The sequence below is a fragment of the Methylocystis sp. SC2 genome (assembly GCF_000304315.1).
GTDB lineage: Bacteria > Pseudomonadota > Alphaproteobacteria > Rhizobiales > Beijerinckiaceae > Methylocystis.
The window spans coordinates 551,910-575,616 of sequence record NC_018485.1 but is presented as its reverse complement, the minus strand read 5'-3'; the positions used below and the strand labels follow the sequence as shown (position 1 = coordinate 575,616).

Sequence of the window (23,707 nt, the reverse complement as noted above, 5' to 3'; positions counted from 1 at the left end):
CTCAAAAAGCGGCGCCGCGCGCGACCGTCATTGCTGGGCCACCGCCATTTGCGCGAGATAGGGTTCGACGGCGGTCATGATGCCGCGCGAGGCGCCGCCCAATCTCTCGACCGTTTCCGCGGCCGCGCGTCCCATCTTGCGCATGCGCGCGGGTTCGGCGAGGAGATATTGCGCGGCCCGCGCCAGCGATGCGGCGTCTGCAACGCGCGCGGCCGCCTTTGCGGCTGCGAGTTCGCCATAGGCTTCGGCGAAGTTTTCGACATGCGGGCCATGAAGAATCGCGCAGCCGAGCTTCGCCGGCTCGATTGGATTTTGTCCGCCGCCGCCGGGCAACAGCGACTTGCCCATCAGCACGACTCCGACGCTGCGGAAAATGAGGCCAAGCTCGCCGACGCTGTCGACGACATAGACGTCGACGTCGCGTCGCGGTTCGCTTTCCTGCGAACGCAAAGCCGCAGTCAATCCTCTGGCGCGCGCGGCTTCGACGATCTCGACGCCGCGCTCCCAACGCCGTGGCGCGATGATCGTCAGCAGCGACGGGGTTTGCGCGGCCATGTCGAGATGCGCGTCGAGCACGAGGTCTTCTTCGCCGGGATGGGTGGAGACCGCCGCCCAGGCTGGCCGCGCGCCGATCGCGCCATTGAACGCGGCAAGTTTTGCAGAATCGGCCGGCGGCGGCGGCACGTCGAATTTGAGATTGCCGGCGATGCGCACGCAACGCGCGCCGAGCGCCAGAAAGCGGGCCGCATTGTCGGAATCTTGCGCGAGGCAAAGATCGACGGCGCCGAAGACGGATTTCGCGGCGCCGGGAACCGCGCGCCAGCGCTCGGCGGATTTGCGAGAGATGCGGGCGTTGGCGAGAACCAGCGGCGCGCCGCGCGCGCGCACGCCCGCGACGATATTGGGCCAAAGCTCCGACTCGGCGAAGACCGCGATGTCGGGACGCCAATGGTCGAGGAAGCGCTCGACGAATTTCGGGGCGTCGATCGGCGCGTATTGGTGAAAGGCGCCCGCCGGCAAGCGCGCGCTGAGAACGCGCGCAGACGAGACGGTGCCGCTTGTCACGAGCACGTCAAGGCCGCGCTGAATGAAACGCTCGATGAGCGGCAGCAGCGACAGGCTTTCGCCCACGCTCGCGCCGTGCAGCCAGACCAGCCGTCCGCGCGGTCGGGGGCGATTCGACTCGCCCATGCGTTCGGCCAGTCGCGCTGGATCTTCCTTGCCATGATTGGCGCGCCAATTGAGCACGGCGCTGGCGAAGGGCGTCGCCGCGATCGTCGCCAGCCGGTACACTGTCAGAAGCGACATGTTTCCTATCTATTAAGAATCCGGCCCACATGCGCCATCCGACGGCGTCTTGTCCGCGCGCGTCCGGCCAACCGGAACGACGCTTCCATGCCTGGCAAAACCGGCGAATTTTGGAAGGCCGCCTATAGCTCCTCCACATCCGGATCGAGCAGCCGATAAAGATGCACCACGAAATAACGCATATGCGCGTTATCCACCGTGGATTGCGCTTTCGCTTTCCACGCGGCGAGCGCGCTATCATTGTCCGGATAGATGCCGACGACGTCGAGCTTGCTCGGATCGCGGAACGCGACGCCGTCGAGCGTCTCCAGCTCGCCGCCAAATACAAGATGCAGCAGCTGTTTTTCTTTCTTGGCCGAGGTTGCTTGCGTCGTCTTGTTCATAATTTTCCTTCCAAGACCTCCCGCGCCACCGCGAGGCTATCGTCGAACAGCGAATTCGGAGCCGCGATGAGCATGTCGCGGACGAGCGAGACGCGATTATAGGTGAGCGCGACGCCCTCCGGCTCGCTCAACATGGCGCCCGCTTCTGCGAGGAGAATATCCGCGGCGGCGATGTCCCAGTCCCGCGCATTGGGCGCGGCGACCACGATATCATGCCGGCCGGAGGCGATATCGGCAAGCCGCAGGGCGAGCGAGGGCGTTCGCGGCGCCATCACGAATCCCCGGGGCGACGCCGCCAAGCGGTCCTGCATGGCGCGAGGCGCGACGAGCGCGGCGCCGGCGATTTCGGCGCGCTGCGGCGCGATGAGCGGGGAGCCGTTGAGGAAGGCGCCGAGCCCGAGCGCGCCGACATAAGTCTCGCCCAGCGCCGGCGCGTGGATGATCCCGGCGACCGGCCGGCCGCCAACCACCAGAGCGATGGAAACCGACCAGCGCGCGTCGCCGCGCGAGAACGCCAGCGTTCCATCGATCGGATCGACCACCATCAAGGCGTCGCGCGCCAGACGCTCGGCGGTGTCGACGCTCTCTTCAGAAAGCCACGCCGCCTCGGGCGCGATCCGCGCCATCTCATGGAACAGGAACCGATCGACCGCGAAATCGGCCTCGGTGACCGGCGAGCCGCCGTATTTGTAGGAAACCGCGGCGGTCGTCCGCTCGCCCGCGCGGAAATACGCCATGGCGATCTCGCCGGCCCTGCGCGTGACGTTCTCGAGTTCTGGAAGAAAAGCGGCGAGTTCCGCTTGGCTGGAGCCCATCATGAAGAGGAGTAGGCGAGGCGCCGGCGGGCCGCAAGCGGGCGCGTTGCGCGGAATAGAAGCAATTTGAACGAATTCGTTTTCATGGACTTCACCCTCATCGCCTAAATCATGCGTAGAAGCAATGATTTACGTGCTGTTCACCAGGCTTTTTAGCGCCTTCGCGGGCAGGCTGCGGCAATATGGAGCCGAGACGCAATTCAAGCCGCAAGGAGCGATCGATGGTTGAGGCCAATGCAGCGCGCAGGATCGAAGAAGGAGTCTTTGTTCAGCGTGACCGCCGCGCCGACGGCGGGGCGCGGCGCATCCGCGTCACTCGGAACGACGTTTTAATCTCCCGCCGCTTCAGCGGCATCTCCATGGTCATCACGGTGCCCGTCACCGCCTATTGCGGCGTCGCTCTCGAGGTGCAGCCCGCGGACGACGGATCGGCGCGCTACGTTCTTTCGCTGGCGCACAGCGACCCCGACCTCGACATTCTTCTCGGCGAGACTCAAGACTGCGCCGCCGCCGCCTCAGACTGGCGTCACTGGGCGGCCTGGCTTGGGCTGCCGCGGGTCACCGAGGAGGACGGCGCGTTGCGGTCGCGCGAGAGCGTCGGCGAAGAGATCGCCGCCGCCTTCGTGCGCCGGCGCTGCGAGACCAGTCTGGGCAAGCGTCGTCCGCGATTTCTCATGCGCCGCAAGGCCGGCGACTCCCGTCGCGCGAAGGTCGTGTATGGCGCGGAGCGCGAGATCATTTCTTATGAATGAGACGTCTCCTGCGCGGCCGACGCGCCAAGGACGATCTTTTCGAAGCCCTCGCGGATCTCCTGCTCCTTGAGCTTCCTGCCGATAAAGACGAGGCGCGATTCGCGCTTCTCTCCTTCTTTCCATTCCCGCTGCAAATCGCCGTCGAGGATCTGATGGACGCCTTGGAACACGAACCGCCGCGGCTCGTCCCTGAAGGCGATGATCCCCTTGCTGCGCAGAATGTCCGGTCCGTCGCGCTGAATCAGCTCGTTCAGCCAAGGGACGAACCGTTCAGGATCGACCGGGCCGTCGTGGCGGATCGAGACGGAGTGCATCTCGTCGTCATGGAAATGCTGCATCCCAGCGCGAGGCGCGTGATGATTTTCATGCTTATGCTCATGCGCATGGCCATGATCGTGGTCGTGGTCGTGGTCGTGGTCGGGATGATCATGCTCGTGATGATCATGGCCGCAATCAGGACCGCATTCGTGAACGTCGTCGTGATCGTGACTCGACTCCTCGGCGTCGAGGAACGCCGGCTCGATCTCCAGAATCCGGTCGAGGTCGAAGGCGTTGCGCTCCAAGACCGCCTGCAGCGGAACGCCCGACCTCACCGCGCGATGCAAGGCGGCGTAGGGATTGATCGCGCGGATGCGGCCTTCGACGTCCGCGAGCTCTTCGTCTGAGACGAGATCGGTTTTGTTCAGGACGATCACATCGGCGAAGGCGATCTGACTCTTCGCTTCCGGCGCGTCCTTCAGCCGCTCGCTGAGCCATTTGGCGTCGGCGACCGTCACCACCGCGTCGAGCCGCGCCGCCTCCTTGACGTCAGCGTCCATGAAGAAGGTCTGCGCGACGGGCGCCGGATTGGCGAGCCCCGTCGTCTCGACGATGATCGCATCGAACTTGCCGCGTCGGCGCATCAGGCCCTCGATGATGCGAATGAGATCGCCGCGCACGGTGCAGCAGATGCAGCCGTTATTCATTTCGAAGACTTCTTCGTCGGCGCCCACCACGAGATCGTTGTCGATGCCGATCTCGCCGAACTCATTGACGATGACGGCGTAGCGCCGGCCATGCTGCTCGGTGAGAATGCGGTTGAGAAGCGTCGTCTTGCCGGCGCCGAGATAGCCGGTGATGACGGTGACGGGAATTTTGTCGGTCATTTTTTCTCCTGCGGAGAAGCCGGGCGGTCGGCAGTCGGCATTGGGCAGTCGGAACTCCGATCGCCTACTGGCCACTGCCGACTGCCGCACTCACGGCGCTAAGGCTTTGGTCAATTGTCTTACATTGTGGCGCATCATGTCGATATAGGTCGCGCCATCGCCCTTCGAGTCGGACAGCGCATCGGAATAGAGCACGCCGCCCATCCGGGCGCCGGTCTCGCTGGCGATCCTCTTGGCGAGGCGCGGATCGGCGATATTCTCGATGAAGACCGCCGAGACCTTATGCATTTTGACTGCGTCGATGATCTTGGCGACGTCGCGGGCGCTGACGTCCGCTTCGGTCGAAACCCCTTGCGGCGCGATGAACTCGACCCCGTAACGGGCGGCGAAATAGCCGAAGGCGTCATGAGTCGAGACGACGCGGCGACGCTCCTGGGGAATCGCGGCGATCGCCTGCTGGATCTCTGCGTCCAGCGCGTCGAGCTTGGCGATATAGGCGTCGGCGTTGGCCTTATAGGTCTTTGCGCCCTCAGGATCGACGGCCGTCAGCGCTTGCTGGATGGCCTCGACGTAAACTTTGGCGTTGGCGACGTCCTGCCAAGCGTGCGGATCCTGCCCCTCTTCGTCCTTTCGCGCAGTGACGCCTTTGCCCAAGGTGAACACTTCGCCCTTGCTTTTGGCGGCGGTGACGAGACGGTCGAGCCAGCCTTCAAATCCGAGCCCGTTGACGAAAATCAACCGGGCTTGCGCGATGCTGCGGCCGTCGGCCGGGCTGGGCTGGTAGACATGGGCGTCGCCGTCGGGACCGACGATGGTGGCGACGGAAACCCGGTCGCCGCCGACCTGCCGCACAAGATCGCCGATAATCGAAAAGCTGGCGACGACGGGAATTTTCTGCCCTTGCGCCATCGCGGGCGCGACGCATGCGGCGAATGAAAGCGCGAGCGCGCTGCGGCGTGTAAGCATCGTTCTATCCTTCGAGATGCCGGCGCGGCCTTTTTAACCGCAGCACGCCGCCGGCGCGGCCAAAGATCATCGACAAGAAATAGACGACGCCCGCGGCGAGAATGATGGCGGGTCCGGTCGGCGCGCTGGTCTCGTTGGAGAAGACGAGACCGCCGTAACAGCAGAGGGCGCCGATCGCCGCGGCAAGGGGCAGGGCTATGGCGAGATCGCGCGTCCACAACCGCGCCGCCGCGGCGGGAAGCATCATCACGCCGACGGCCATCAGCGTGCCCAGCGCATGAAAGCCCGCGACGAGATTGAGCACCACCAGGGCGAGGAAGAGGAAGGGCGTGAATTCGCCGAAGGCGCTCGTCTGCCGCAAGAACAGAGGATCGAGCGTATCCAACACCAGCGCTCGGTAGAAAACCGCCAGCAGAATGAGCGTGACGGTCGAGACGCCGACAAGCAGCAGAAGCGCCGCGTCGTCAAGTCCGACGACCGAGCCGAAGAGCACGTGGAGCAGATCGACGTTTGAACCGCGCAGCGATACGAGCGTCACGCCCAGCGCCAGCGAGACGAGATAGAAGGCCGCGAGCGACGCGTCCTCGCGCAGCGTCGTAAATCGCGAGGCCGCGCCGGCGGCGAGCGCGACGACGAGCCCGGCGAAGAGGCCGCCGAAGGTCATCGCCGGCAATGACAGGCCGGCGACGAGATAGCCGACGGCGGCTCCGGGAAGAATTGCATGGGACAGCGCGTCGCCGGCCAGCGACATGCGCCGAAGGATCAGGAAGACGCCGAGCGGCGCGCCTGAAAGCGCGAGCGCCAGGGAGCCGACAAGCGCCCGTCGCATGAATTCGTAATCGGCGAATGGCGTGACGAAGACGTCAGTGAACATGCAGGCGATCTTGGGCGTCAAACTCATCGCGAAGACATTCGCGCGCGCGCTCGTCGAAGGCCTCCGACATGGCGCGCGCGCGGACGAGATTCTTTTCGCAAAGCGCGTCGCGCGTGTCGCCCCAAAAAATGCATTCGCGGGCAAGCAGCAGCGTGCGCGGGAAGGCGCGGCGGACGATGTCCAGTTCGTGAAGAACGGCGACGACGGTGCGCCCTTCGGCGCGCCATCGCGCGATCAAGGCCAAGAGATCGTCGATCGTCGCTGCGTCGATCGCGCCGAAAGGCTCGTCGAGAAGAATGACCGGCTGGTCCTGGACGATCAGCCGGGCGAACAGCGCCCGCTGCATCTGTCCGCCGGAGAGGGTTTCGAGCGTTCGCGATTCGAAGCCGACGAGTCCGACCGTTTCGATCGCCGCGCCCACCCGAACCTGCTCGGCCGCGTTCAGCGCCCCGAAAAGACCGACGCGCGCCAGAGCGCCCATGGCCACGAAATCGCGCACATTGATCGGGAAAGCGCGGTCAATGTCGACGACCTGCGGCAAATAGGCGACGGCGCGCGGCGACAGGCCGCCGAAATGAATGTCTCCGCCAAGCGGCGTCAGCAGCCCGGCGAGCGCCTTGAGCAGCGTCGACTTGCCGGCGCCGTTCGGGCCGCAGACGGCGAGTCCTTCTCCGGGGGCGATTTCGCCGTCAAGGTGATGAACCGCGGGGCGACGATCATAGCCGAGGGTGAGATTGACGAGCCGGATCGCCGGCGCATGGGCGGCCGCGCTCAATGCAGCGCCCAATAGGCGCCTGCCCACAAGGCCGCGAGAAGCAGCGCGGCGACGATGATCCGGGCGCCGGCGGAAGCTCCGAGAGCTGTGAGCCGCGCCTGTCGAGCGCCAGCGGCTGCGCCGGCGCGCACATGCTGGGGCAGGGCGCGTTCTTGCGTCGTCATGTCGAACATAACCGATGTTATATTATAACGCTGGGATTGAACAAGCAGTCATGCGCCTCGCCGGCGCGATAGATAGGCGCCGGTGAGAGCCGCGTTAAGTATAGGTTGAGGCGGCTTCGCGCCAATCGGCCGTGGACAGGGGAAGGCGATTCTGTTATCCCCTGCCGCACGGGTCAGGCGCTCCGTCAGCGCCCGGAGACCTATTCCCTATTAAGGCCGCTCAACGACGGAGCCGTCGCGGCGGGTCCAAAACACAGGATGGATACGTGCAAGTTCTCGTTCGCGACAACAATGTCGATCAGGCGCTCAAGGCTCTGAAAAAGAAGATGCAACGCGAGGGCATCTTCCGCGAAATGAAACTGCGCGGTCACTATGAAAAGCCGTCCGAGAAGCGCGCGCGCGAGAAGGCCGAGGCGGTCCGTCGCGCCCGCAAGCTGGCCCGCAAGAAGCTCCAGCGCGAAGGCCTGCTGCCGGTGAAGGCGAAGCCGATCGGCGCACGCTGATCCGGCTAGAGCCGTCGAATTCTCGCCGGATTGCAAGCGCTTTTTTAAAAAACTGCGCATAGATGATAGACGGGGAAGACGCATTGCGGCTGGGAAGGATCTGAAGGCATGGGCTTTTGCCGTGCGGCGACGTCGCGTCGCCAAGCTTCGCTCCGATCTGGTCAGGCCCTAACGCGCGGCGCAGCGGCGCTCGCCATCATTGCTTTGGCCGGCTGCGAAACCGCAAGCGGCATCCGGCCGCCGGGACGCGGCATCGCCGAGATCGCCGACACCGACCCGAACTCCGCCTCCGTCAACATTAATTCGCTCACCGAAGTGATTCGGCGCAATCCGTCGAGCGCCGAGGCGTACGACACCCGCGGCGTCGCTTACGCTCGGGTCGGGCGGTTCCAGGAGGCGGTCGCCGACTTCACGCAGGCCATCAAGCTCGAGCCGAATAATTCGGCGGCCTACACCAATCGTGCGCTCGCGCTCCGCCAAATGGGCCAGAGCGACGCCGCCCGCGCCGACTTCGACCGGGCGATCGAGGTCAATCCCAAACATGCGCCGGCTTACGTCGGCCGCGCCAACCTGCTGCGCGCCCAGGGCAACCTCGATCAGGCGCTTGCCGATCTCGACCAGGCCATTCGCCTCAATCCCGAAAGCGCGCAGGCGTTTCATGCGCGCGGGCTCATCCATCAGAAACGCGGCGATGATGCGCGCGCCGTGACTGATTTCGATAACGCCATCGACCGCGATCCCTTTGCGGCGGCCCCCTACCTGGCGCGCGGCGAAAGCCTGGTCACGCTCGGCAAATATGACAAGGCGGTCGAGGATTTCAACGCCGCGCTCAACGTCGACAGCAAGAGCGCGCTCGCGTGGGCCTGGCTCGGCGTCGCTTACGACAAGAGCGGCAACCGCTCCAAGGCGCGCGAATCCTTTCAGCGCGCGCTCACGCTCGATCCGCAGCAGCCCCTCGCCAAACAGGGCATGGCGCGCGGCTAGCGTTCCGAAAAAACTGACGGACGCTATCGCTGAAAATCTGTTCCAACATGATCGGGACGCGCTTTAGTCTCGCGAGACGCGCTGGTCCTCGCGCCACTGCCGGTAAATCGCAATCGCCAAGGAGACGGCCAGCACTAGGACGCAGCCGGCGATCGAAAGTCCAAGTTCGAGCGCGCCGTGGTTCGAAACATGCACGAAGGTGGGCAGGGCCGGATCGGCGCCCGCCATGTCGCCAGCGACCCAGCCGAGAAGGCCTGCGCCCGCCCAGACCAGCGCCGGAAATCTCTCCAGCACCTTCAGCAGCGCGCCCGCGCCGAACATCACGATCGGCACCGAAACGAGTAGTCCGAAAACGATGAGATTGGTCGAGCCATGCGCCGCCGCCGCGATGGCGATCACATTGTCGAGCGACATCACGGCGTCCGCCATAATGATTGCGCCGACCGCGCTCCAAAGGTTGGGTTTGGCCTTGACGTCAGAATGCTCGGCTTCGTCGATCAGCAGTTTCACGGCGACGATGAGCAGCAGAATGGCGCCGACAATTTTCAGATAGGGAATCGCCATAAGCTCGACGACGACGAGCGTGAAAGCGATGCGCAGAATGACGCCGCCAAGCGCGCCCAGAAAAACGCCCCAGCGCCGCTGACGCACCGGCAGTTGCCGGCACGCAAGCGCGATCAAAATTGCATTGTCGCCCGAGAGCAGCAGGTTGATCCAGATGATCTCGAAGATTTCCCAGCCAAGGCTGAATTCCGGAGACATGCGTGCGTCTTACCTGCCGGGCGAAGCCCATTGCCGCGATTGACGACGAGCGGAGTCGCTAGGACGGCGCCGTCGCCGGCGCATCACGCACCTGCATTAGCGGCATTTTATCGAAGAAGGAAGACGTCGCTAAGCTTATGCAGCCGCCGTTTTTTCTTTTTCATTCGGAACAACGGGCTTCACCCCTGTGTTGTTTTGGGAAAGGCGCGGCGAGTTCGACAATGGCGTCGGTTAAGCGCGCGCTGCAGGAGGTTACTATGGGCATGGCACAGCCAAACGCCAACCTTATCTCCAGCGATAAGGTCGAAGGCACGGATGTGTATGACGCGGCCGGCAACAAGATTGGCGAAATTGATCACCTGATGATCGATCGCGTCTCCGGTGTGGTTCGGTATGCAATCATGACGTTCGGCGGCTTTCTGGGCATCGGCGAAGGCGAGCATCCCTTGCCCTGGAAGGCGTTCCGTTACGACACCAACCTCGGCGGGTATATCGCAAACGTGACCGAAGAGCAGCTGCAGAATGCTCCCGAATATGCGGGCGACGAGAATTGGAGCGACCGCGACTGGGAAACCAGGCTGCACAAGAACTACGGGTCTTCCCCGTATTGGGAAGACACGGCGACGTCGACGGCGTCGAGAGACCAGTCGACCTCGATGTGACGTTGACCGAAGTGGGAACCCGCGGCAGGGCGGAGCCTTAACTGGCCCCGCCCTTTTTGCGGCCTATATGGCGTCGAAAGATTATCGGAAAGGTCTGCGAAATGCGCGTGGGAGCCGCCGCACTTCTGCTCTTCTGCACTTTCGGCGAGGGCGTCGCCGCCGCTCAGCCGGTTGCTCAGCACCGTAGGGGCGCGGAGATCGAATCCACCCTGACGCGCATCAAGCTGCCTCCGGGCTTTTCGATTGCGCTTTATGCGCTCGTTCCCGAGGCGCGCACGCTCGCCGTCGGCAGAGAAGGACGCGCGATCTTTGTCGGCACGGCGGAAACGCACGCCTTTGTGATCACGCCCGGCGAGAGCAAGGCCGCGTCGGTCGAGCGATTCGCGCCGTCGATGACATTCACGATGCCTCACGGCCTGTGTTTTTCAAAGGACGGCGCGCTCTTTCTCGTCGAGCGCAATCGGGTCACTCGTTTCGACGACGCCGAGAAAAACTGGCGCGACGCGGCGGCGCACGCCACGGTCGTGGTGAAGGCGGGCGACCTCATTCCGCGCAGCGAGGAGAGTCGCGGCCACGCGTCGCGGGTCTGCCGCGTCGGACCTGACGACAAGCTCTACATTTCTCTTGGCCAGCCGAACAATGTCGCGCCGCGAGACAAGCTCGCGCTTTACGAGAAAACGGGAATCGGCGGCGTCATTCGGATGAATCGCGACGGATCGCAGCGCGAAGTCTTCGCGACCGGCGTCCGCAATTCCGTCGGCATGGCCTTCGACACGGACGGATCGCTCTGGTTCACCGACAATCAGGTCGACTCCATGGGCGACGATCGCCCGCCTGGCGAAATCAATCGCGCCGACCGGGCAGGATTGAACTTCGGCTTCCCCTGGTATGGCGGCGGTCATGTGCGCACCAATGAATATGCGCGCGCCGAGCCGCCGAAAGACGTCGTCTTCCCTGTCGTGGAGACCGCGCCGCACGCCGCCGATCTTGGCATGATGTTTTACCGCGGCGACATGTTTCCGAAGGAATATCGGGGCGCGATGTTTTACGCGCAGCACGGATCGTGGGACCGGAGCATGCCGATCGGCGCGCGCGTGATGGTCACGCGCGCCGGAACGACCGCGAGCGCGCCATTCGCCGAAGGCTGGAACGTCGGCTCCGAATCCTATCTCGGCAGGCCGGTTGACGTTGCGGAACTTGCGGACGGATCGCTTCTCGTCACCGACGATCAGAACGGCGCCATTTATCGGATCACCTATCGAGCGCCGTAGGGCGCGTCGTCAACGCCCGCCCATCGTGGCCCGTGCAGAGCGCCTCGATCATCAGACTCGCGTCGACGCCAGGCGTATGCGCGAGGGTGAAATCGGCGGCGCGGCCCATTCCGCCGCGCTCGCTCAAGAGCTGCAAGGTCCTGCCGATCTGCGCATCGAGATGGCGGCGCAGCGCTATGTCGCCTTTTTCACGCAGGCGCGCCGCGCGCTCTTTGGCGATCTGCGGCGCGATTTGCGGCATGCGCGCCGCCGGCGTTCCCGGACGTGGCGAGAAGGGAAAGACATGAAGATGGGTGAGGCCGCAGGCGTCGACGATGTCGAGCGTGGCGTCGAACATCGCTTCGGTCTCGGTCGGAAAGCCGACGATGAAGTCGGCGCCAAAGATGATGTCGGGCCGCCGCTTGCGCAGCGCGCGGCAGACCTCGATGGCGCTCCGTCGCGAATGGCGGCGCTTCATGCGCTTCAAGATCAGATCGTCGCCGGACTGCAGCGACAGATGGAGATGCGGGCAAAGCCTCGAATCTTCCGCGAAAGCCTCGACGAGATCCGCATCGACTTCAATGCAATCGACCGACGAGAGACGTAGCCGTTCAAGTTCTGGAAGTTCGCGCAGCAGCAGGCGCACGAGCCGTCCGAGCGTCCAACCTTCGCCAAGGTCGACGCCGTAGCTCGTGAGATCGACGCCCGTCAGCACGATCTCCTTCTTGCCGCCCGTTACAAGCGCGCCGGCCTGCGCGACGACCTCGCCTGGCGGCGCCGAGCGCGCCGCGCCGCGTCCGAAGGGAATGATGCAGAAGGCGCAGCGATGATCGCAGCCGTTCTGCACGGCGAGCAGCCCGCGCGTGCCCTCAACGCTCGCAAGCGCGCGATTTGGCGCATGTTCGGCGAGGACCCGCGTCACCCCCTCGATATTCGCGAAACCCGGAGGATCGAGCCGCGCCGCGCAGCCGGCGACGATGATCTCGGCCTCGGGCCGCTCGCGATGCAAGCGGCGGATCGCCTGACGCGCTTGTCGCGTGGCCTCGCCAGTGACGGCGCAGGTGTTGACGATCACCGTCTCGCGCGCGCTGGCGTGGGCTTTGGCGAGCGCCTGCGACTCGACGGCGTTGAGCCGGCAGCCGAAGGTCACCGCCTCGGCGTCGCGAATCGGCGCGTTCACGCTACGACGCTCTGAAAGATCTGGGGATTGAGCCTGGTTTCAAATTCGAATTCGACCGGCCCTGTCATGAGCACATGATCGTCCGCCCGCCACTCGATCTGGAGATCGCCGCCGGGCAGGCGCAGACGCGCCGCGCGCGCGCCGAGCCCTGCACGGGCGGCCGCGACGAGCGTCGCGCAGGCGGCCGAGCCGCAGGCCTTGGTGGCGCCGGTTCCGCGTTCCCAGACGCGCAGCAATATATCGTCGCGCGAAAGCATCTGCGCGAAGGAGACATTGGCGCGTTCGGGAAAGAGCGGATGGCGCTCGATGCGCGGGCCAAGCGTCTCCAGATCGACCAGCGTCGCGTCATCGACGAAGAACACCGCATGGGGATTGCCCATGCTCACCGCGCAAAAGCGCGCCGGCGCGCGCGCGACCGGCGGGTCGAGCGCGACCTCGCGCGTATCCTCCACCGCGTGGGCGAGCGGTATCTCGCGCCAGTCCAGCCGCGGTCGGCCCATGTCGACGGTGAAAACCGTATCGGCCTGACGGCGCGTTTCGATGAGGCCGGCGTCGGTCTCCAGACGCAGCGCGTCCTTGCCCTCGCGCGCCAAAACATAGGCGACGCAGCGGGTTCCATTGCCGCAAGCGGAAGAGAGCGATCCATCGACATTGTAGATGCGCAGGAAGGCGTCATCACCGGGTCTTCGCGGCCTGTGGAGCGCCATCAGCTGATCGAAGCGCAGGCCCGGCGCATTGGCGATCGCGCGCGCTTCCTGCGGCGCAAGCTCGTGGTCGCTCCCGCGCAAATCGAGAATGAGAATTTCGTTTCCGGCGCCATTCATGCGCAGAATCGGAAGATGGTCGAGCGGATGCGCCATGGGGCAGCTTTTCGCCTATTCTCCGGGAGACGCGCTCGTATATAGAGAAGGCTGCGCCGAAGCGCCACTGCGGCTCCCGCCGAACGCGCGTCGCATGTGCGCGCGAAAAGGCCATGATGGCCGTTTAGGGACGCTCGACGATGGAAGAAGAACCGGGCTTACTGGACAGCCTGCGACGCTATTGGCGCGCTCTGGCGATCTTCACAGTTCTTATCGCCGGGGCGGCGATCTACTCCGAACGGTCGCTGGTTCCGGTCGCCGGCGTTAAGGAGGCGGAAAAATCCGCCGCGCCGCAACAGCCCGCCCCAAATGCGGCGCCAGAGACGAAATCCAACGAGACGAGCGACGCCAAGCCTGGCGATGTGAAGCCGGAAGACGCAAAGCCGGGCGACGCGGCCCCCCCCACCGCCCATGACGAAGCGACGCAGGCCATGATGAGCCAGACCGTCGCCGTCGAGGCCCGGCCCGCCGCCGTCGTCAAAGGGCAGGGCAAGTGGGAGGACGCGGCGAAGACGATCAGCGAGGCGCTCGGCAAGCTCGAGGGCGCCGTCACAGCGTCCGGGTTTGCCGTCAACGGCCGGCCGATCGCCGTTTTCACCAAGACCGACGACGCCGGCTTCGCCTTCGAGGCGATGGTTCCGCTCGCGGCGGCGCCCGAAGGCAAGCCCAAGCTGCCTGAGGGCGTCAGCATCGGCGCGTCGCCAGCCGGAAAGGCGCTCAAATTCCAGCATCGCGGCGCCTATGACGAGATCGAGGCCACCTATGAGGCGATCGCCGCCTATCTCGACGAGAAGGGGCTCGATACGAAGGATCTCATCCTCGAGGAATATCTCACCGACTTTAAGGGCGACGACGCGACGGTCGACGTCGATATCTATGTGTTTTTGAAGTAAGCGGTTGCGACTCCAACCATCGATGTTATAACTAAGTTATAACATCGTGGGGTGTGCCATGCGTAGCGCGTTTCGAAAAATGGGAAACTCTACTGGTTTGATTATCCCCAAGCCGTTCCTCGCCGAAATTGGGGCGGATGTCGACGACGACGTCGAATTGACTGTCGAGAAAGGCCGTCTTGTCGTCACGCCGCTCAAGAAGCGCGTTCGCGAGGGTTGGGGCGATGACGCCCGCCGTATCGCCGAGCATGGCGACGACGCGCTTCTATGGCCGGAGTTTGGCAACGAAGGCGACGAAAAACTAACGTGGTGAAGCGCGGCGAAATCTGGCTCGCTGCGCTCGATCCGACGGTCGGCAGCGAAATTCAGAAGACGCGGCCATGCCTGATCGTTTCGCCGCCGGAAATGCATGATCATTTGCGCACGGCGATCGTTGCGCCGCTGACGACGGGAAGCCGCCCCGCCGGCTTTCGCGTCGCGCTGACGTTCAAGGGCAAGCGCGGGCTCGTGCTGCTTGATCAAATTCGCGCAATCGACAAGCAGCGGCTCGTCGAGCGCTTGGGCAAAGCGTCACAGGCTACGCTCGCGGCCGTTCTCGCGGGCCTTCGTGAGGCGTTTGAGGATTAGCCGTCAGCGTCGTTTCGCCGAAACGACGAAACGAAGCGGTGCCAAAGTGACGGCGCGCTTTCGCCAAAGGCCGATTGGAACGCGCCTTCGAAAGGCCTGCCCGCTTCGAGCGCGCGAAGAAGCTGCATAAACGCCGTCTCGTCGCGCAGGCGCAGCCAGCCGACGAACATGCCCGCCTGCCGATAGGCGAGCCGCTGGCGCTGGGTGAGCGCGTCCTTCGCCGGATCGCGCGGCGGGTCGCGCTCAAAGCCGAGCCCCGCAAAATCGATCCATCGCCTTCCGTCGAGCACGACCCGGTAGCCGTCGCGGATCGCCCGCGCGGCGTCCTCCTCGCTGACGCCCTCGGCGCCGCCGCCGTTCGACGCCATCACCGCGAGCCCTTCGGTGAACCATTGCGGCGGGCGCGGCGCGCCAAGCGGGCGCCAGCCCGAAAGATGCACATGCGACAATTCATGCGTGAGGACGCCTTCGAGGCGTTTGCGCTCGGCGCCGCACAGCGTCGGCGACAACAGCGCGGCGCCGGCGCGCGTCACGGCGGCGATGCCGGGATCGCCCATGGCGTTGGCGCGCGCGTAATTTTCATAGGACGCGTAGACGCCGACCGCCGGCGGCTGCGCAAAGGGGCGTCCGTGCGCCGACTCGATTTGCGCGACGGCGCGCGGCGTGATTTCGGCCACGGCCTCGGCGCAGGCGAGCGCCTCGGGCTCGTAATGGATGCGCGCGTCGTCGGCGAGAGCGCGAAGCAGGCGCGGATCGTTCCAGGCGGCGCGCGCGGCGAGACGAAGGTCCGGCCGCAGCGCCAGCGCCAACATGGCGGCTGCGATGCACGCCAGCCCGACGCCCCAAGCCTTCGCCATGATATGCGGCATGCCTGTCGCGCCTCGTCACGCGGATTCGCCGTCCGGCCGATATTCGAGAATGTCGCCCGGCTGACATTGCAGAATGTCGCAGATTTTTTCGAGCGTGTCGAAGCGCACGCCCTTCACCTTGCCCGACTTCAGCAGGCTCACATTCTGCTCGGCGATGCCGATCTGTTGCGCGAGATCGCGCGAGCGCATCTTGCGCTTCGCCAGCATCACGTCGAGGTTGACGATGATCGGCATCAGACGATCTGCGCATGTTCGTCGGCGATGTCGGCCGCCGTCTTCTGGATATGGGCGAGCGCGAGAAGCGTCGCGAGCAGCATCAGCGTCGAAAGATCTTCGGATCGAAAGTAGATGGACACAAAATGCCCGCCGGCCGGCTTATGCGCCGTAAGGATCAGCGATGTCAGCGGCCTTGCGGCGATATCGACAAGCGCGGCGCCGAGGCCCATTAGCGCAAGCGCGCGCAGCCATCCGGCGGCGTCGACGGTGAAGATGCGCCCCTCGAGATAGGCTGAGAACAGTCTCCAGCCGGCGTAGCAGGCGAGAACGAGTAAAACCCAGATCGCGAAGCTGAGGCCGAAGGCCGCGAGGCGCTGATAGGCGGACAGGCCTTCGACATCGACCCTGAGCGCCGCAAAGCGCGAGACGATCTTGGCCTCGTCGCTCCAGAACGTCGCGATCGAAACCAACATCCAGACGCAATAGGCGACCAGCGCGACGCGCAGCGTCTGGCAGAGCCAGCCGATGCGGCGGCGTAGCGAGTCAAGTCGGCGGTCCTCAAAGCAAAGGGCAGGGAAGTCGGTCATGGCGGTCTCCTTGTGTCGCTTACGTTGACACGATAAAATTTTAATGTCAAACATTAAAAAATCATAACTCGACATGAGGCTTTCCATGCCGTCCATTCTCTGTCGTCTATCCGCCCCGGCGCTGGCCATGTCGCTTGCTGCGTCGCTTGCTGCGTCGCTTGCCGCCTGCAGCCATGTGCCGGTTTCGACCATCTGGGCGCTGCGCAATTTCGACGCGGCCGCCTTCGATCCGGCCGTGCTGCGCGCGGCGGTGCGCCTGCCCGAAACATTCGAGCCGCAAAAGGGCGGCGTGACTCTAAAAATCGGCTGGTGGCGCGATGGCGAGGAAAACGCCAAACATGAGCTGAAGCTGGCGCTCAAGGACACGACCGCGCCCGACGACGTCGCGCCGCTCGCCGGCGAGAAGAAGGCCGGAACGCGCATTTTCGCCTATCGCATCGACCCGGCCGATTATGCCGCGATCCGCGCAAGGCAGAAGGAATTTCTCGAAGAGAAGGCGCGCAATCCCGGAAAGACGCATGGCTCGTTTAACGTGAGCGCCGACGCCTGCCGGCGCGGCGACTTCCCTCGAGGGCCGCTGCTGCTGACGACCTATTTGCGCACGCAGCCGTCCGGCGCCTATCTCACGGTGGTCAAGGATATCGATATGCGCGAGGCGCCCACGAAGGAAAAGTCGCTCGATGAGCTAGTGCCGCCCTGTGAGAAGTTCGCCGATCGGGCCGAGTCGGCGACTGGCGTTGCCCGTTAGGCCGCCCGCGCCTTCTCCATCATCGCGACGAAGCGGCGGAAAAGATAATGGCTGTCCTGCGGGCCGGGCGAGGCTTCGGGATGGTGCTGCACCGAAAAGGCCGGCCGGTCGGTGAGCGCGATCCCGCAATTGGACCCATCGAAAAGCGAACGATGGGTCTCGACGGCGTTTGCCGGCAGGCTGTCGCGATCGACCGCGAAGCCGTGGTTCATCGAGACGATCTCGACCTTCCCCGTGGTGAAATCCTTGACCGGGTGATTGGCGCCGTGATGGCCCTGCGGCATTTTCTTGGTTTTCGCGCCGACCGCGAGCGCCATCATCTGGTGGCCGAGGCAAATGCCGAAAGTCGGCACCTTCGCTTCGAGCAGATCACGGATCACCGGCGCGGCGTATTTGCCGGTCTCGGCCGGATCGCCGGGGCCGTTTGAGAGAAACACGCCGTCGGGGTTCAGCGCCAATATCTCCGCGCTCGTCGCGGTCGCCGGCGCGACCACCACTTCGCACTCCTGTTCGGCGAGAATCCGCAGGATGTTGCGCTTCACGCCATAGTCGATCGCGACCACGCGAAACTTGGGCGCGCCATTGCGCGCGCCATAGCCGCCGCCGAGCCGCCAGATCGTCTCGCGCCAGTCATAGCGCTCCTTCGAGCCGACGCTCGGCACAAGGTCCATGCCGTCGATGCCCGGCCAGGCGGCCGCCTTGGCTTTCAGCGCGGCGATGTCGAAATGGCCGTCCGGCGCATGGGCGATGACGGCGTTCTGCATGCCCCGCTCGCGAATGAGCGTCGTCAGCGCGCGGGTGTCGATGCCGCACATGCCGACAATGCCGCGCGCGGCGAGCCAATCCTCGAGCGGCTTCTCGGCGCGAAAATTGGATGGGTCGGTGCAGGGCGCGCCGAAGATGGCGCCGACCGCGCCGGCGCTCTTGTCGAGATCGACGGTCTCGACGTCCTCGTCATTCGTCCCGACATTGCCGATGTGCGGAAAGGTGAAGGTGACGATCTGCGCGGCGTAGGACGGGTCGGTGAGGATTTCCTGATAGCCGGTCATGGCGGTGTTGAAGCAGACTTCGCCGACCGCCTCGCCGACGGCGCCAAGCCCATAGCCTTCGATCACTTCGCCGCTGGCGAGGATCAGCACGCCGGTGTGGACGGGTTTCTTCCAGCCATTGTCTTGATTGAGGGTCATGTCCGTTCTATGCCCGGTCGCTTATGTCGCGGACGCGCGCTTACCTCCCCCTTGAGGGGAAGGGGGTGACGCTCACCCCACCCCGAGCCGCTTGCGCGGCTCGACACTCCCCCTCAAGGGGAGGGTGAGAGCGCGCTGCGTCGATTGATGCCGATACTTAGACGATTTCGGCTCGAAAAGGGAACCCCAAGGACACAACATGCGCGAGAAGATAGCGGCGGACCTCAAGGCGGCGATGAAGGCGGGCGAGCGCGCCAAGGTCGACGCGCTGCGGCTCATCAACGCCGCGCTGAAGGACAAGGACATTGAGGCGCGCGGCGCCGGCAAGACGCTCAGCGAGGATGACGAGCTCGCGCTGCTCCAGAAAATGATCAAAAGCCGGCAGGAGTCTCTGGACATCTACGAAAAAGCAGGGCGCGAGGACCTCGCGGGCAAGGAGCGCGGCGAGATCGCGATCATTTCCGCCTATTTGCCGCAGCAGCTCTCCGAGGCGGAGGTGGCCGAGGCGGTGAAGGCGGCGATCGCCGAGACCGGCGCGACGTCGATCAAGGACATGGGCAAGGTCGTCGCGGCGCTCAAGGCGAAATATACGGGACGGATGGATTTCGGTAAGGCGAGCGCGGCGGTGAAGGCGGCGCTGTCGGGCTAGAGGCGACCGACTCGCATGTGCCCCCTTCCGGCGCTTCGCGCGCGTCGCGGAAGGGCGCAACCTTCCCCCTCTCCCGCGAAGCGGGGGAGGGCTGGGGAGGGGGTTAGCGCCAGAGCGCATAGAAGTGATGCGGCGGGCCGCGGCCGTCGCTAAGCCGCAGACTGTCCGCCGCTTCGAGCGCCCCCTCCGACCAGGCTTTCGCCGTCGCGATCGCGTCGATGAGCGGCGCGCCCTTGGCGAGTTCGCAGGCGATGGCCGAGGACAGGGCGCAACCGGTTCCATGCGTATGCCGCGTCGCGATGCGGCGGCCGCAAAAGACGCGAGTCTCGCCGCCCTCTACGAGCACGTCGACAGGTTCGCCCTCGAGGTCGCCGCCCTTGACCAGCACCGCGTGGGCGCCGGCTGCGCAGAGGAGCCGCCCCTGCGCCGCCATCTCCTCGGCGCTGGTGGCGCGGGGCGTTTGCGTCAGCACGCTCGCCTCATGGAGGTTGGGCGTTACGAGCCGCGCCAAGGGCGGGAGGCTCGAGACCAGCGCAGCCTCCAGCCCGGCCGAGGCGAGGCTGACGCCCTGCGTCGGAACTAAGACTGGGTCGAGCACGACGTTGCGCCCGCCGTGGCGCGCCAGCGCTGTGGCGACGGCCAGAGCGATATCCGGCGTCGCCAGCATGCCAATCTTGATCGCGTCGGGGGGGATGTCCGACAGCACCGCTTCGATCTGCGCCGCCACAATCTCTGGCGCGACGGGGTAGGCGGCGGTCACGCCCTGCGTGTTCTGCGCGGTCAGCGCCGTGATCGCCGCCATGCCGTAGCAGCCGAAGGCCGAGAAGGTTTTCAGGTCCGCCTGCACGCCCGCGCCGCCGGAGGCGTCGGAGCCGGCGATGGAGAGCAGTTTCTGGATATGCGCCATCCCAGCAGATTAGCGCGGCGCGACAGGCGCCGTCACCTTCGCTCGGGGCCGAGCCAAGCCAAAGCGCCGCGCACAAATTCACTCGCGTTGGCGCTCGGCCGCTCGCCATGCGCGATGACCGCCTGTTTGATCGGCCAGCCGAGGATTTTGTCGCGGGCGGTGCGCGCCGGGCCGCGGCAGAGGAAAGAGAGACGCCATTCGAGCGGCGCATGCGGAGCGGCGAGGGTGATCCCGTCGAGACGCGCGAGCCATCGCCGCCAAGCGCTCCAATGCGCGCAGAGGAATTGGTCGCTGAAGGCTTCGATCAAATCGGCGAAAATCGCGACGCCTGACGGACGATGAAAAAAGACGATTTCATCCATAATGACAGAGCCGCGAAACCATGCCTGATCGATGGCGTCGCCCCACTCGGGCGGCGGCGAATCTTGAAGCGGGGGTTCGAAGGCGAGTTCGGGACGGCGCCTTATTGTCGAAAGCGGCCCCCAGAGCTTCGCGTTGGGATAGGCTTCCTTCCACTCGCCAAGATAGAGATGGTGGAGCTTGTTGGGACTGACGAGATGCGCCACTCGGCCTAGCGCATCGACCTCGGCGCGCAACTCGGCGGAAAGTTTCACCGGCGACCATACCCAAAGCGCGCTGTCGGCGAACCGCGCGATCAGCATGCGCGTGGGGTAGGGGAAGCTGAAGAAGTCGACAATGTCGCCGTCGGCGAGCCAGAGCGAGTCGCCGATTTGCTCAAGACCCATTGGCGTCTTCCGGTTCGCTGTTTTCGAACCCGATGTCTGATAGCGGCTCAACATGGCGCAAAGACGCCGCCCCGGCCGCTTGCACGGCTCGAACCGAATGCCGATCAGCGCAAGGTGAGGCTTTGCGAAGGGTCGGAGCCGGCGATCGACAGAAGTTTCGGCGCGGTCATGACAGGAATGTCCGCGCTTCACGCCGCCAATGCAAACCGCTCTCTTCAGCTCTTCAGCTGTGCAGTTCGCGCCCGCCGGGCCAGGCCGGCTCCTTCTTTTCCTCGTAGTCGCTGTAGGCCTTTTTCAACCCCGTTAGAACCTCGGCGGAGGTCTCGAACATGGCCTTGAGCTGCGGCTCCTCGACCTTCGCGATGTCTTCGCGCAGGTGGTTGATCGTCTCCTGGAGGCGATTCTGAATTCTCTGAACGTGCTGGTGCGGATCGCTGTCGGTGTGCAGGGTCATTGCCGTCTTCCTAACCGTTGCGCGGCGCGAGGGGACACGGCTTTAACCTGTTCTGTCGACGGGAGTTCCTGCCTTGGCCGGCTCTCCGCTTACCCCTTCGGCAGGCTCAGCACGCCCGCGTCGCCGTTCTCCGCGCCGAAGGCGAGCCGCGCGCCCTTCTCGTCCCAGGCGAGCGCGCTGATCCGCGCGCGGCCCTCATCCCGCGCCGGACGGCGGACGAGAATTTCGGAACCGTCGGAAAGCCGCGCCAGCATGACAAGGCCGTCGTCGTAACCGATCGCTATGACCAGCGCGGCGGGATGGAAGGCGACGCGCGTCGCGATCGCCGAACGCACGCCGCATTCGCGCGGCGCCTGGCCCATCGGCCCATCCTTGCCCGAAAACGGCCAGACGATGCAGGCGTCGGCGCCCGAGGTGGCCAGCCATTTCCCGTCATGCGACCAGGAGAAGCTGCGCGTCTTTCCGGGATATCCGGCCATCCGCATGTGCTTGGAATCAGCGAGGCGCCAGCCGTGCAGCGTGTTCTCCTGCATCGAGGTGACGAGAAAGCGCCCGTCGGGAGAGATCGTCGCGTCAAGGTGCGAGCCCGCCCAGGCGAGCGCCTCCGGCTTTCCGGCGTTCGGGAACCATAAAGTCGCGCCGCCGTAATGGGCGATCGCCAGCCGGTAGCCTTTAGGGAAAAAGGCGAGGCCGCGCGCGCTTGACGGCAGATCCAGCGACTTCTCCTCGCCCTTGGCCGAGCGTGCGCGCGCCACCTTTCCGGCTGTCCACGCCACCGCGCCGCCACGCGCGGCGACGGCGTCGATCCATTTGCCCTTTTCGTCGCCGAAGACCTTGACGTCGCCTCTCGCGTCGGTCGCCACAACCCGACCGTCGTCTCCGCCGGTGATGAGCCGGTCGCCGTCCTGCGCGACGACGAGGATGGCCGCGTCTTGATGGGCCGGAATGCGGCGTCCCGCCGCGCCGTCGCCGAAATGCAGCGTCCCGTCGGCGAGCGCGAAAACCGGCGCGCCGCAGAGGAACGCCGCGGCGGCGACAGGCTCATGAAGCCCGAGAGTTTCGACCTTGTCGACGAGCGTTGAAGACAGCGTCACTTCTATGCTTGGTCCTCGGCAGGCGCGCTCCAGCCGATCGGCAGGCGCGGGCGACGTTTCCGAAATTGTCCGCGCATCACGAGCGCAAAGGCGATGGCGTCGAGCCCGGCGAGGGTCAGCCACCACAGCTGCTCGGCCGCGGGACCGAACAGGCAAATGGCGAATCCCGCGCCAAGCCCGCCCAGAAGGAAGGGCGCGAGCGCCGGACGCGATTGGCCGACGAACAGGCTGGTGCGGGCCGCGACGAGCGCCGCCGCGGCGGCGCCGAGCGCGCCGAGGTCGAACCAGATCTTGAAGATCAGGCTGCGCGGCGTCGCCGGCGTCAGATAGCCGCCGAGCACGCCCCAGGTGGCCGCGCCAAAGCCGTGTCCGATCAATGTCCGCCAGCCGTCCGCTTCGATCATCTGGCCCCAAAAGGCGAGATGTCGGAAGAAGCCGGGCGTACGTTCGGGCCAGATCAGATGCGCCGCATAGGCGGTCAGCGGCGCGAGCAGCACGATCGCCGCCATCAGCGTCGCAAAGACGATGGACATCAGCCGGGCCCGGCCGAAAGCGGCCGCGAAAGCAGCCGCTCCGATGGCCAGCGCCGGCACGCCGTTCGGGGCGCCGGAAAGATAGCAGGCGATCGCCGTCGCCGCCGCGAGGGCGGCCGCCGAATACCACCGGCCGCGGACGGCGAGGGCGCCCATGGCCGGCCAGACGAGCAGGGCCAGTCCGAGTCCGGCGCGGCCAAGCGGTCCGACATCGAGAATGTCGTCGAGCGTGTATTGCGGCTTCACCAGCAAAGTGACGGCGGCAAGCGCAATCGTCGCCGCGGCGACGCCGATCGGCAACAGGTTGAGATTCGAGGTTTTGGTGCGCAGCGGCAGAAATCCGGTGGCGAGCGCAACCAGGGCGAGCGTCGCCGTGATTTTTGCGAAGCGTTCCGCCGGTCCCTCGAACGGGGTCCAGAGCAGCGAGAGCGCCGTCCAGGCGGCGAGCAACAGAGCGGCGAGAAAGGGCGGCGAGAGCAAGATCGAGCGCATCGAGCGCCCCGACCCCTCCTCCGGCGTCAATGTGGCGGCGGCGAGCAGCAACGCCGCGCCGATCGGCAGCAGCACATAAACCGTCTGACGCGCCAAAATGGGCGCGATGAGCGAGATCACGAACAGCAAAAACACGCCAATCCGCAGCAGAAGGCGGGAAGCCTCCTCTGCGGGTTCGTCGGCGTTGCGGCGCGAAAGGACAGACATGGCGAAGGTGCGGTTGAGTAGGGGATCTTCGATAGAGATTAGAACGAAATCGCCGGCGAGTAGCCTGCCGCAACGCAGTAAACCTGGGAAAGACCCCGATTTTTAGGCGACTGTG

General features: G+C 65.2%; 29 protein-coding genes and 1 pseudogene. 10 read left to right on the top strand and 20 right to left on the bottom strand.

Features of this window, described 5'->3' with window-relative positions:
• Positions 1 to 27: 27 nt before the first annotated feature.
• The 3 genes from BN69_RS02755 to BN69_RS02745 all read right to left on the bottom strand — a co-directional run bounded on the left by BN69_RS02755 (position 28) and on the right by BN69_RS02745 (position 2,509).
• Positions 28 to 1,308: a 3-deoxy-D-manno-octulosonic acid transferase gene (locus BN69_RS02755; protein ID WP_014890017.1), complete on the bottom strand. Its 1,281-nt coding sequence runs from the start codon at positions 1,306 to 1,308 to the stop codon at positions 28 to 30.
• A 122-nt stretch (positions 1,309 to 1,430) separates the two neighbouring features.
• Positions 1,431 to 1,691 (bottom strand): DUF4170 domain-containing protein, encoded by a 261-nt coding sequence (locus tag BN69_RS02750; protein WP_014890016.1) that lies wholly within the window; start codon positions 1,689 to 1,691, stop codon positions 1,431 to 1,433.
• The gene (locus BN69_RS02745) at positions 1,688 to 2,509 is read right to left on the bottom strand and encodes a 3'(2'),5'-bisphosphate nucleotidase CysQ (RefSeq protein ID WP_244435020.1); all 822 of its coding nucleotides are present in this window, start codon (positions 2,507 to 2,509) and stop codon (positions 1,688 to 1,690) included. Before BN69_RS02745 ends, BN69_RS02750 begins: the two co-directional genes overlap by 4 nt.
• Before the next feature lie 218 nt (positions 2,510 to 2,727).
• On the opposite strand from BN69_RS02745, the gene BN69_RS02740 reads away from it, so the two are divergent.
• Positions 2,728 to 3,258 (top strand): DUF6101 family protein, encoded by a 531-nt coding sequence (locus BN69_RS02740; protein WP_014890014.1) that lies wholly within the window; start codon positions 2,728 to 2,730, stop codon positions 3,256 to 3,258.
• Here BN69_RS02740 and BN69_RS02735 read toward each other — a convergent pair.
• The 5 genes from BN69_RS02735 to BN69_RS19375 form a co-directional block, all read right to left on the bottom strand.
• Positions 3,249 to 4,403 carry a CobW family GTP-binding protein gene (locus tag BN69_RS02735; protein ID WP_014890013.1) on the bottom strand — a complete coding sequence of 385 codons (1,155 nt, stop codon included), beginning with the start codon at positions 4,401 to 4,403 and terminating at the stop codon, positions 3,249 to 3,251. The two genes, BN69_RS02740 and BN69_RS02735, sit on opposite strands and share 10 nt — an antisense overlap.
• A gap of 90 nt (positions 4,404 to 4,493) precedes the next feature.
• Positions 4,494 to 5,369 (bottom strand): metal ABC transporter substrate-binding protein, encoded by an 876-nt coding sequence (locus tag BN69_RS02730; RefSeq protein ID WP_014890012.1) that lies wholly within the window; start codon positions 5,367 to 5,369, stop codon positions 4,494 to 4,496.
• A gap of 4 nt (positions 5,370 to 5,373) precedes the next feature.
• On the bottom strand, positions 5,374 to 6,243 hold the full coding sequence (locus tag BN69_RS02725) for a metal ABC transporter permease (protein WP_014890011.1): 870 nt from the start codon (positions 6,241 to 6,243) through the stop codon (positions 5,374 to 5,376).
• Positions 6,233 to 7,045: a metal ABC transporter ATP-binding protein gene (locus tag BN69_RS02720; RefSeq protein WP_473086665.1), complete on the bottom strand. Its 813-nt coding sequence runs from the start codon at positions 7,043 to 7,045 to the stop codon at positions 6,233 to 6,235. Before BN69_RS02720 ends, BN69_RS02725 begins: the two co-directional genes overlap by 11 nt.
• Entirely contained in the window at positions 7,015 to 7,182 is a 168-nt protein-coding gene (locus BN69_RS19375) for a hypothetical protein (protein WP_158491292.1), read from the bottom strand. Before BN69_RS19375 ends, BN69_RS02720 begins: the two co-directional genes overlap by 31 nt.
• Positions 7,183 to 7,448: 266 nt before the next feature.
• On the opposite strand from BN69_RS19375, the pseudogene rpsU reads away from it, so the two are divergent.
• Both rpsU and BN69_RS02710 read left to right on the top strand, forming a co-directional pair.
• Positions 7,449 to 7,673, top strand: a pseudogene (gene rpsU / locus BN69_RS02715) (30S ribosomal protein S21); the annotation flags it as partial.
• A 120-nt stretch (positions 7,674 to 7,793) separates the two neighbouring features.
• On the top strand, positions 7,794 to 8,669 hold the full coding sequence (locus BN69_RS02710) for a tetratricopeptide repeat protein (protein ID WP_014890008.1): 876 nt from the start codon (positions 7,794 to 7,796) through the stop codon (positions 8,667 to 8,669).
• A gap of 63 nt (positions 8,670 to 8,732) precedes the next feature.
• On the opposite strand, the gene BN69_RS02705 is transcribed toward BN69_RS02710, so the two are convergent.
• Positions 8,733 to 9,431: a TerC family protein gene (locus BN69_RS02705; protein WP_014890007.1), complete on the bottom strand. Its 699-nt coding sequence runs from the start codon at positions 9,429 to 9,431 to the stop codon at positions 8,733 to 8,735.
• Positions 9,432 to 9,652: 221 nt separating this feature from the next.
• On the opposite strand from BN69_RS02705, the gene BN69_RS02700 reads away from it, so the two are divergent.
• Complete coding sequence (locus BN69_RS02700) at positions 9,653 to 10,093, top strand: PRC-barrel domain-containing protein (RefSeq protein ID WP_014890006.1); 441 nt, start codon at positions 9,653 to 9,655, stop codon at positions 10,091 to 10,093.
• 101 nt (positions 10,094 to 10,194) lie between these two features.
• Positions 10,195 to 11,364, top strand: coding sequence for a PQQ-dependent sugar dehydrogenase (locus tag BN69_RS02695; protein ID WP_014890005.1), 1,170 nt, complete (start codon positions 10,195 to 10,197; stop codon positions 11,362 to 11,364).
• Here the strand turns inward: BN69_RS02695 and BN69_RS02690 are convergent.
• Together BN69_RS02690 and dapF are read right to left on the bottom strand one after the other, a co-directional pair.
• The gene (locus BN69_RS02690; RefSeq protein ID WP_014890004.1) at positions 11,345 to 12,523 is read right to left on the bottom strand and encodes a MiaB/RimO family radical SAM methylthiotransferase; all 1,179 of its coding nucleotides are present in this window, start codon (positions 12,521 to 12,523) and stop codon (positions 11,345 to 11,347) included. The genes BN69_RS02695 and BN69_RS02690 overlap by 20 nt on opposite strands.
• Entirely contained in the window at positions 12,520 to 13,383 is an 864-nt protein-coding gene (gene dapF, locus BN69_RS02685; RefSeq protein ID WP_014890003.1) for a diaminopimelate epimerase, read from the bottom strand. Before dapF ends, BN69_RS02690 begins: the two co-directional genes overlap by 4 nt.
• Positions 13,384 to 13,523: 140 nt before the next feature.
• Here dapF and BN69_RS02680 point away from each other — a divergent pair, with 140 nt between their 5' ends.
• The 3 genes from BN69_RS02680 to BN69_RS02670 all read left to right on the top strand — a co-directional run bounded on the left by BN69_RS02680 (position 13,524) and on the right by BN69_RS02670 (position 14,903).
• Positions 13,524 to 14,276: a GyrI-like domain-containing protein gene (locus tag BN69_RS02680; RefSeq protein WP_014890002.1), complete on the top strand. Its 753-nt coding sequence runs from the start codon at positions 13,524 to 13,526 to the stop codon at positions 14,274 to 14,276.
• A gap of 79 nt (positions 14,277 to 14,355) precedes the next feature.
• A complete protein-coding gene (locus tag BN69_RS02675; protein WP_051013222.1) occupies positions 14,356 to 14,589 on the top strand; it encodes an AbrB/MazE/SpoVT family DNA-binding domain-containing protein in 234 nt (77 codons plus the stop codon).
• On the top strand, positions 14,583 to 14,903 hold the full coding sequence (locus BN69_RS02670; RefSeq protein ID WP_041926767.1) for a type II toxin-antitoxin system PemK/MazF family toxin: 321 nt from the start codon (positions 14,583 to 14,585) through the stop codon (positions 14,901 to 14,903). The genes BN69_RS02675 and BN69_RS02670 overlap by 7 nt, the downstream gene beginning before the upstream one ends.
• Here BN69_RS02670 and BN69_RS02665 read toward each other — a convergent pair.
• From BN69_RS02665 to BN69_RS02655, 3 genes are read right to left on the bottom strand one after another with little or no spacing between them, the layout of a single operon-like run.
• On the bottom strand, positions 14,900 to 15,772 hold the full coding sequence (locus tag BN69_RS02665) for a hypothetical protein (protein ID WP_014889999.1): 873 nt from the start codon (positions 15,770 to 15,772) through the stop codon (positions 14,900 to 14,902). The two genes, BN69_RS02670 and BN69_RS02665, sit on opposite strands and share 4 nt — an antisense overlap.
• Before the next feature lie 15 nt (positions 15,773 to 15,787).
• Entirely contained in the window at positions 15,788 to 16,006 is a 219-nt protein-coding gene (locus BN69_RS02660; protein ID WP_014889998.1) for a helix-turn-helix domain-containing protein, read from the bottom strand.
• Positions 16,006 to 16,575 (bottom strand): DUF2975 domain-containing protein, encoded by a 570-nt coding sequence (locus BN69_RS02655; RefSeq protein WP_041927107.1) that lies wholly within the window; start codon positions 16,573 to 16,575, stop codon positions 16,006 to 16,008. Before BN69_RS02655 ends, BN69_RS02660 begins: the two co-directional genes overlap by 1 nt.
• Positions 16,576 to 16,660: 85 nt before the next feature.
• On the opposite strand from BN69_RS02655, the gene BN69_RS02650 reads away from it, so the two are divergent.
• Positions 16,661 to 17,323 carry a hypothetical protein gene (locus BN69_RS02650; protein ID WP_014889996.1) on the top strand — a complete coding sequence of 221 codons (663 nt, stop codon included), beginning with the start codon at positions 16,661 to 16,663 and terminating at the stop codon, positions 17,321 to 17,323.
• Here BN69_RS02650 and carA read toward each other — a convergent pair.
• The gene (gene carA, locus BN69_RS02645) at positions 17,320 to 18,510 is read right to left on the bottom strand and encodes a glutamine-hydrolyzing carbamoyl-phosphate synthase small subunit (protein ID WP_014889995.1); all 1,191 of its coding nucleotides are present in this window, start codon (positions 18,508 to 18,510) and stop codon (positions 17,320 to 17,322) included. The genes BN69_RS02650 and carA overlap by 4 nt on opposite strands.
• A 199-nt stretch (positions 18,511 to 18,709) precedes the next feature.
• Between carA and BN69_RS02640 the strand changes: the two genes are divergently transcribed.
• A complete protein-coding gene (locus tag BN69_RS02640; RefSeq protein ID WP_014889994.1) occupies positions 18,710 to 19,159 on the top strand; it encodes a GatB/YqeY domain-containing protein in 450 nt (149 codons plus the stop codon).
• 103 nt (positions 19,160 to 19,262) lie between these two features.
• Here the strand turns inward: BN69_RS02640 and thiD are convergent, their stop codons facing one another.
• The 5 genes from thiD to BN69_RS02615 form a co-directional block, all read right to left on the bottom strand.
• Entirely contained in the window at positions 19,263 to 20,066 is an 804-nt protein-coding gene (gene thiD / locus BN69_RS02635; RefSeq protein WP_014889993.1) for a bifunctional hydroxymethylpyrimidine kinase/phosphomethylpyrimidine kinase, read from the bottom strand.
• A gap of 32 nt (positions 20,067 to 20,098) precedes the next feature.
• The gene (locus BN69_RS02630) at positions 20,099 to 20,812 is read right to left on the bottom strand and encodes a DUF4336 domain-containing protein (RefSeq protein WP_014889992.1); all 714 of its coding nucleotides are present in this window, start codon (positions 20,810 to 20,812) and stop codon (positions 20,099 to 20,101) included.
• Between the two features lie 223 nt (positions 20,813 to 21,035).
• Positions 21,036 to 21,266: a hypothetical protein gene (locus BN69_RS02625; RefSeq protein WP_014889991.1), complete on the bottom strand. Its 231-nt coding sequence runs from the start codon at positions 21,264 to 21,266 to the stop codon at positions 21,036 to 21,038.
• An 89-nt stretch (positions 21,267 to 21,355) separates the two neighbouring features.
• Positions 21,356 to 22,360 carry a WD40 repeat domain-containing protein gene (locus BN69_RS02620; RefSeq protein ID WP_014889990.1) on the bottom strand — a complete coding sequence of 335 codons (1,005 nt, stop codon included), beginning with the start codon at positions 22,358 to 22,360 and terminating at the stop codon, positions 21,356 to 21,358.
• Positions 22,361 to 22,362: 2 nt separating this feature from the next.
• On the bottom strand, positions 22,363 to 23,592 hold the full coding sequence (locus BN69_RS02615; protein ID WP_014889989.1) for a hypothetical protein: 1,230 nt from the start codon (positions 23,590 to 23,592) through the stop codon (positions 22,363 to 22,365).
• Between the last annotated feature and the right edge of the window lie 115 nt (positions 23,593 to 23,707).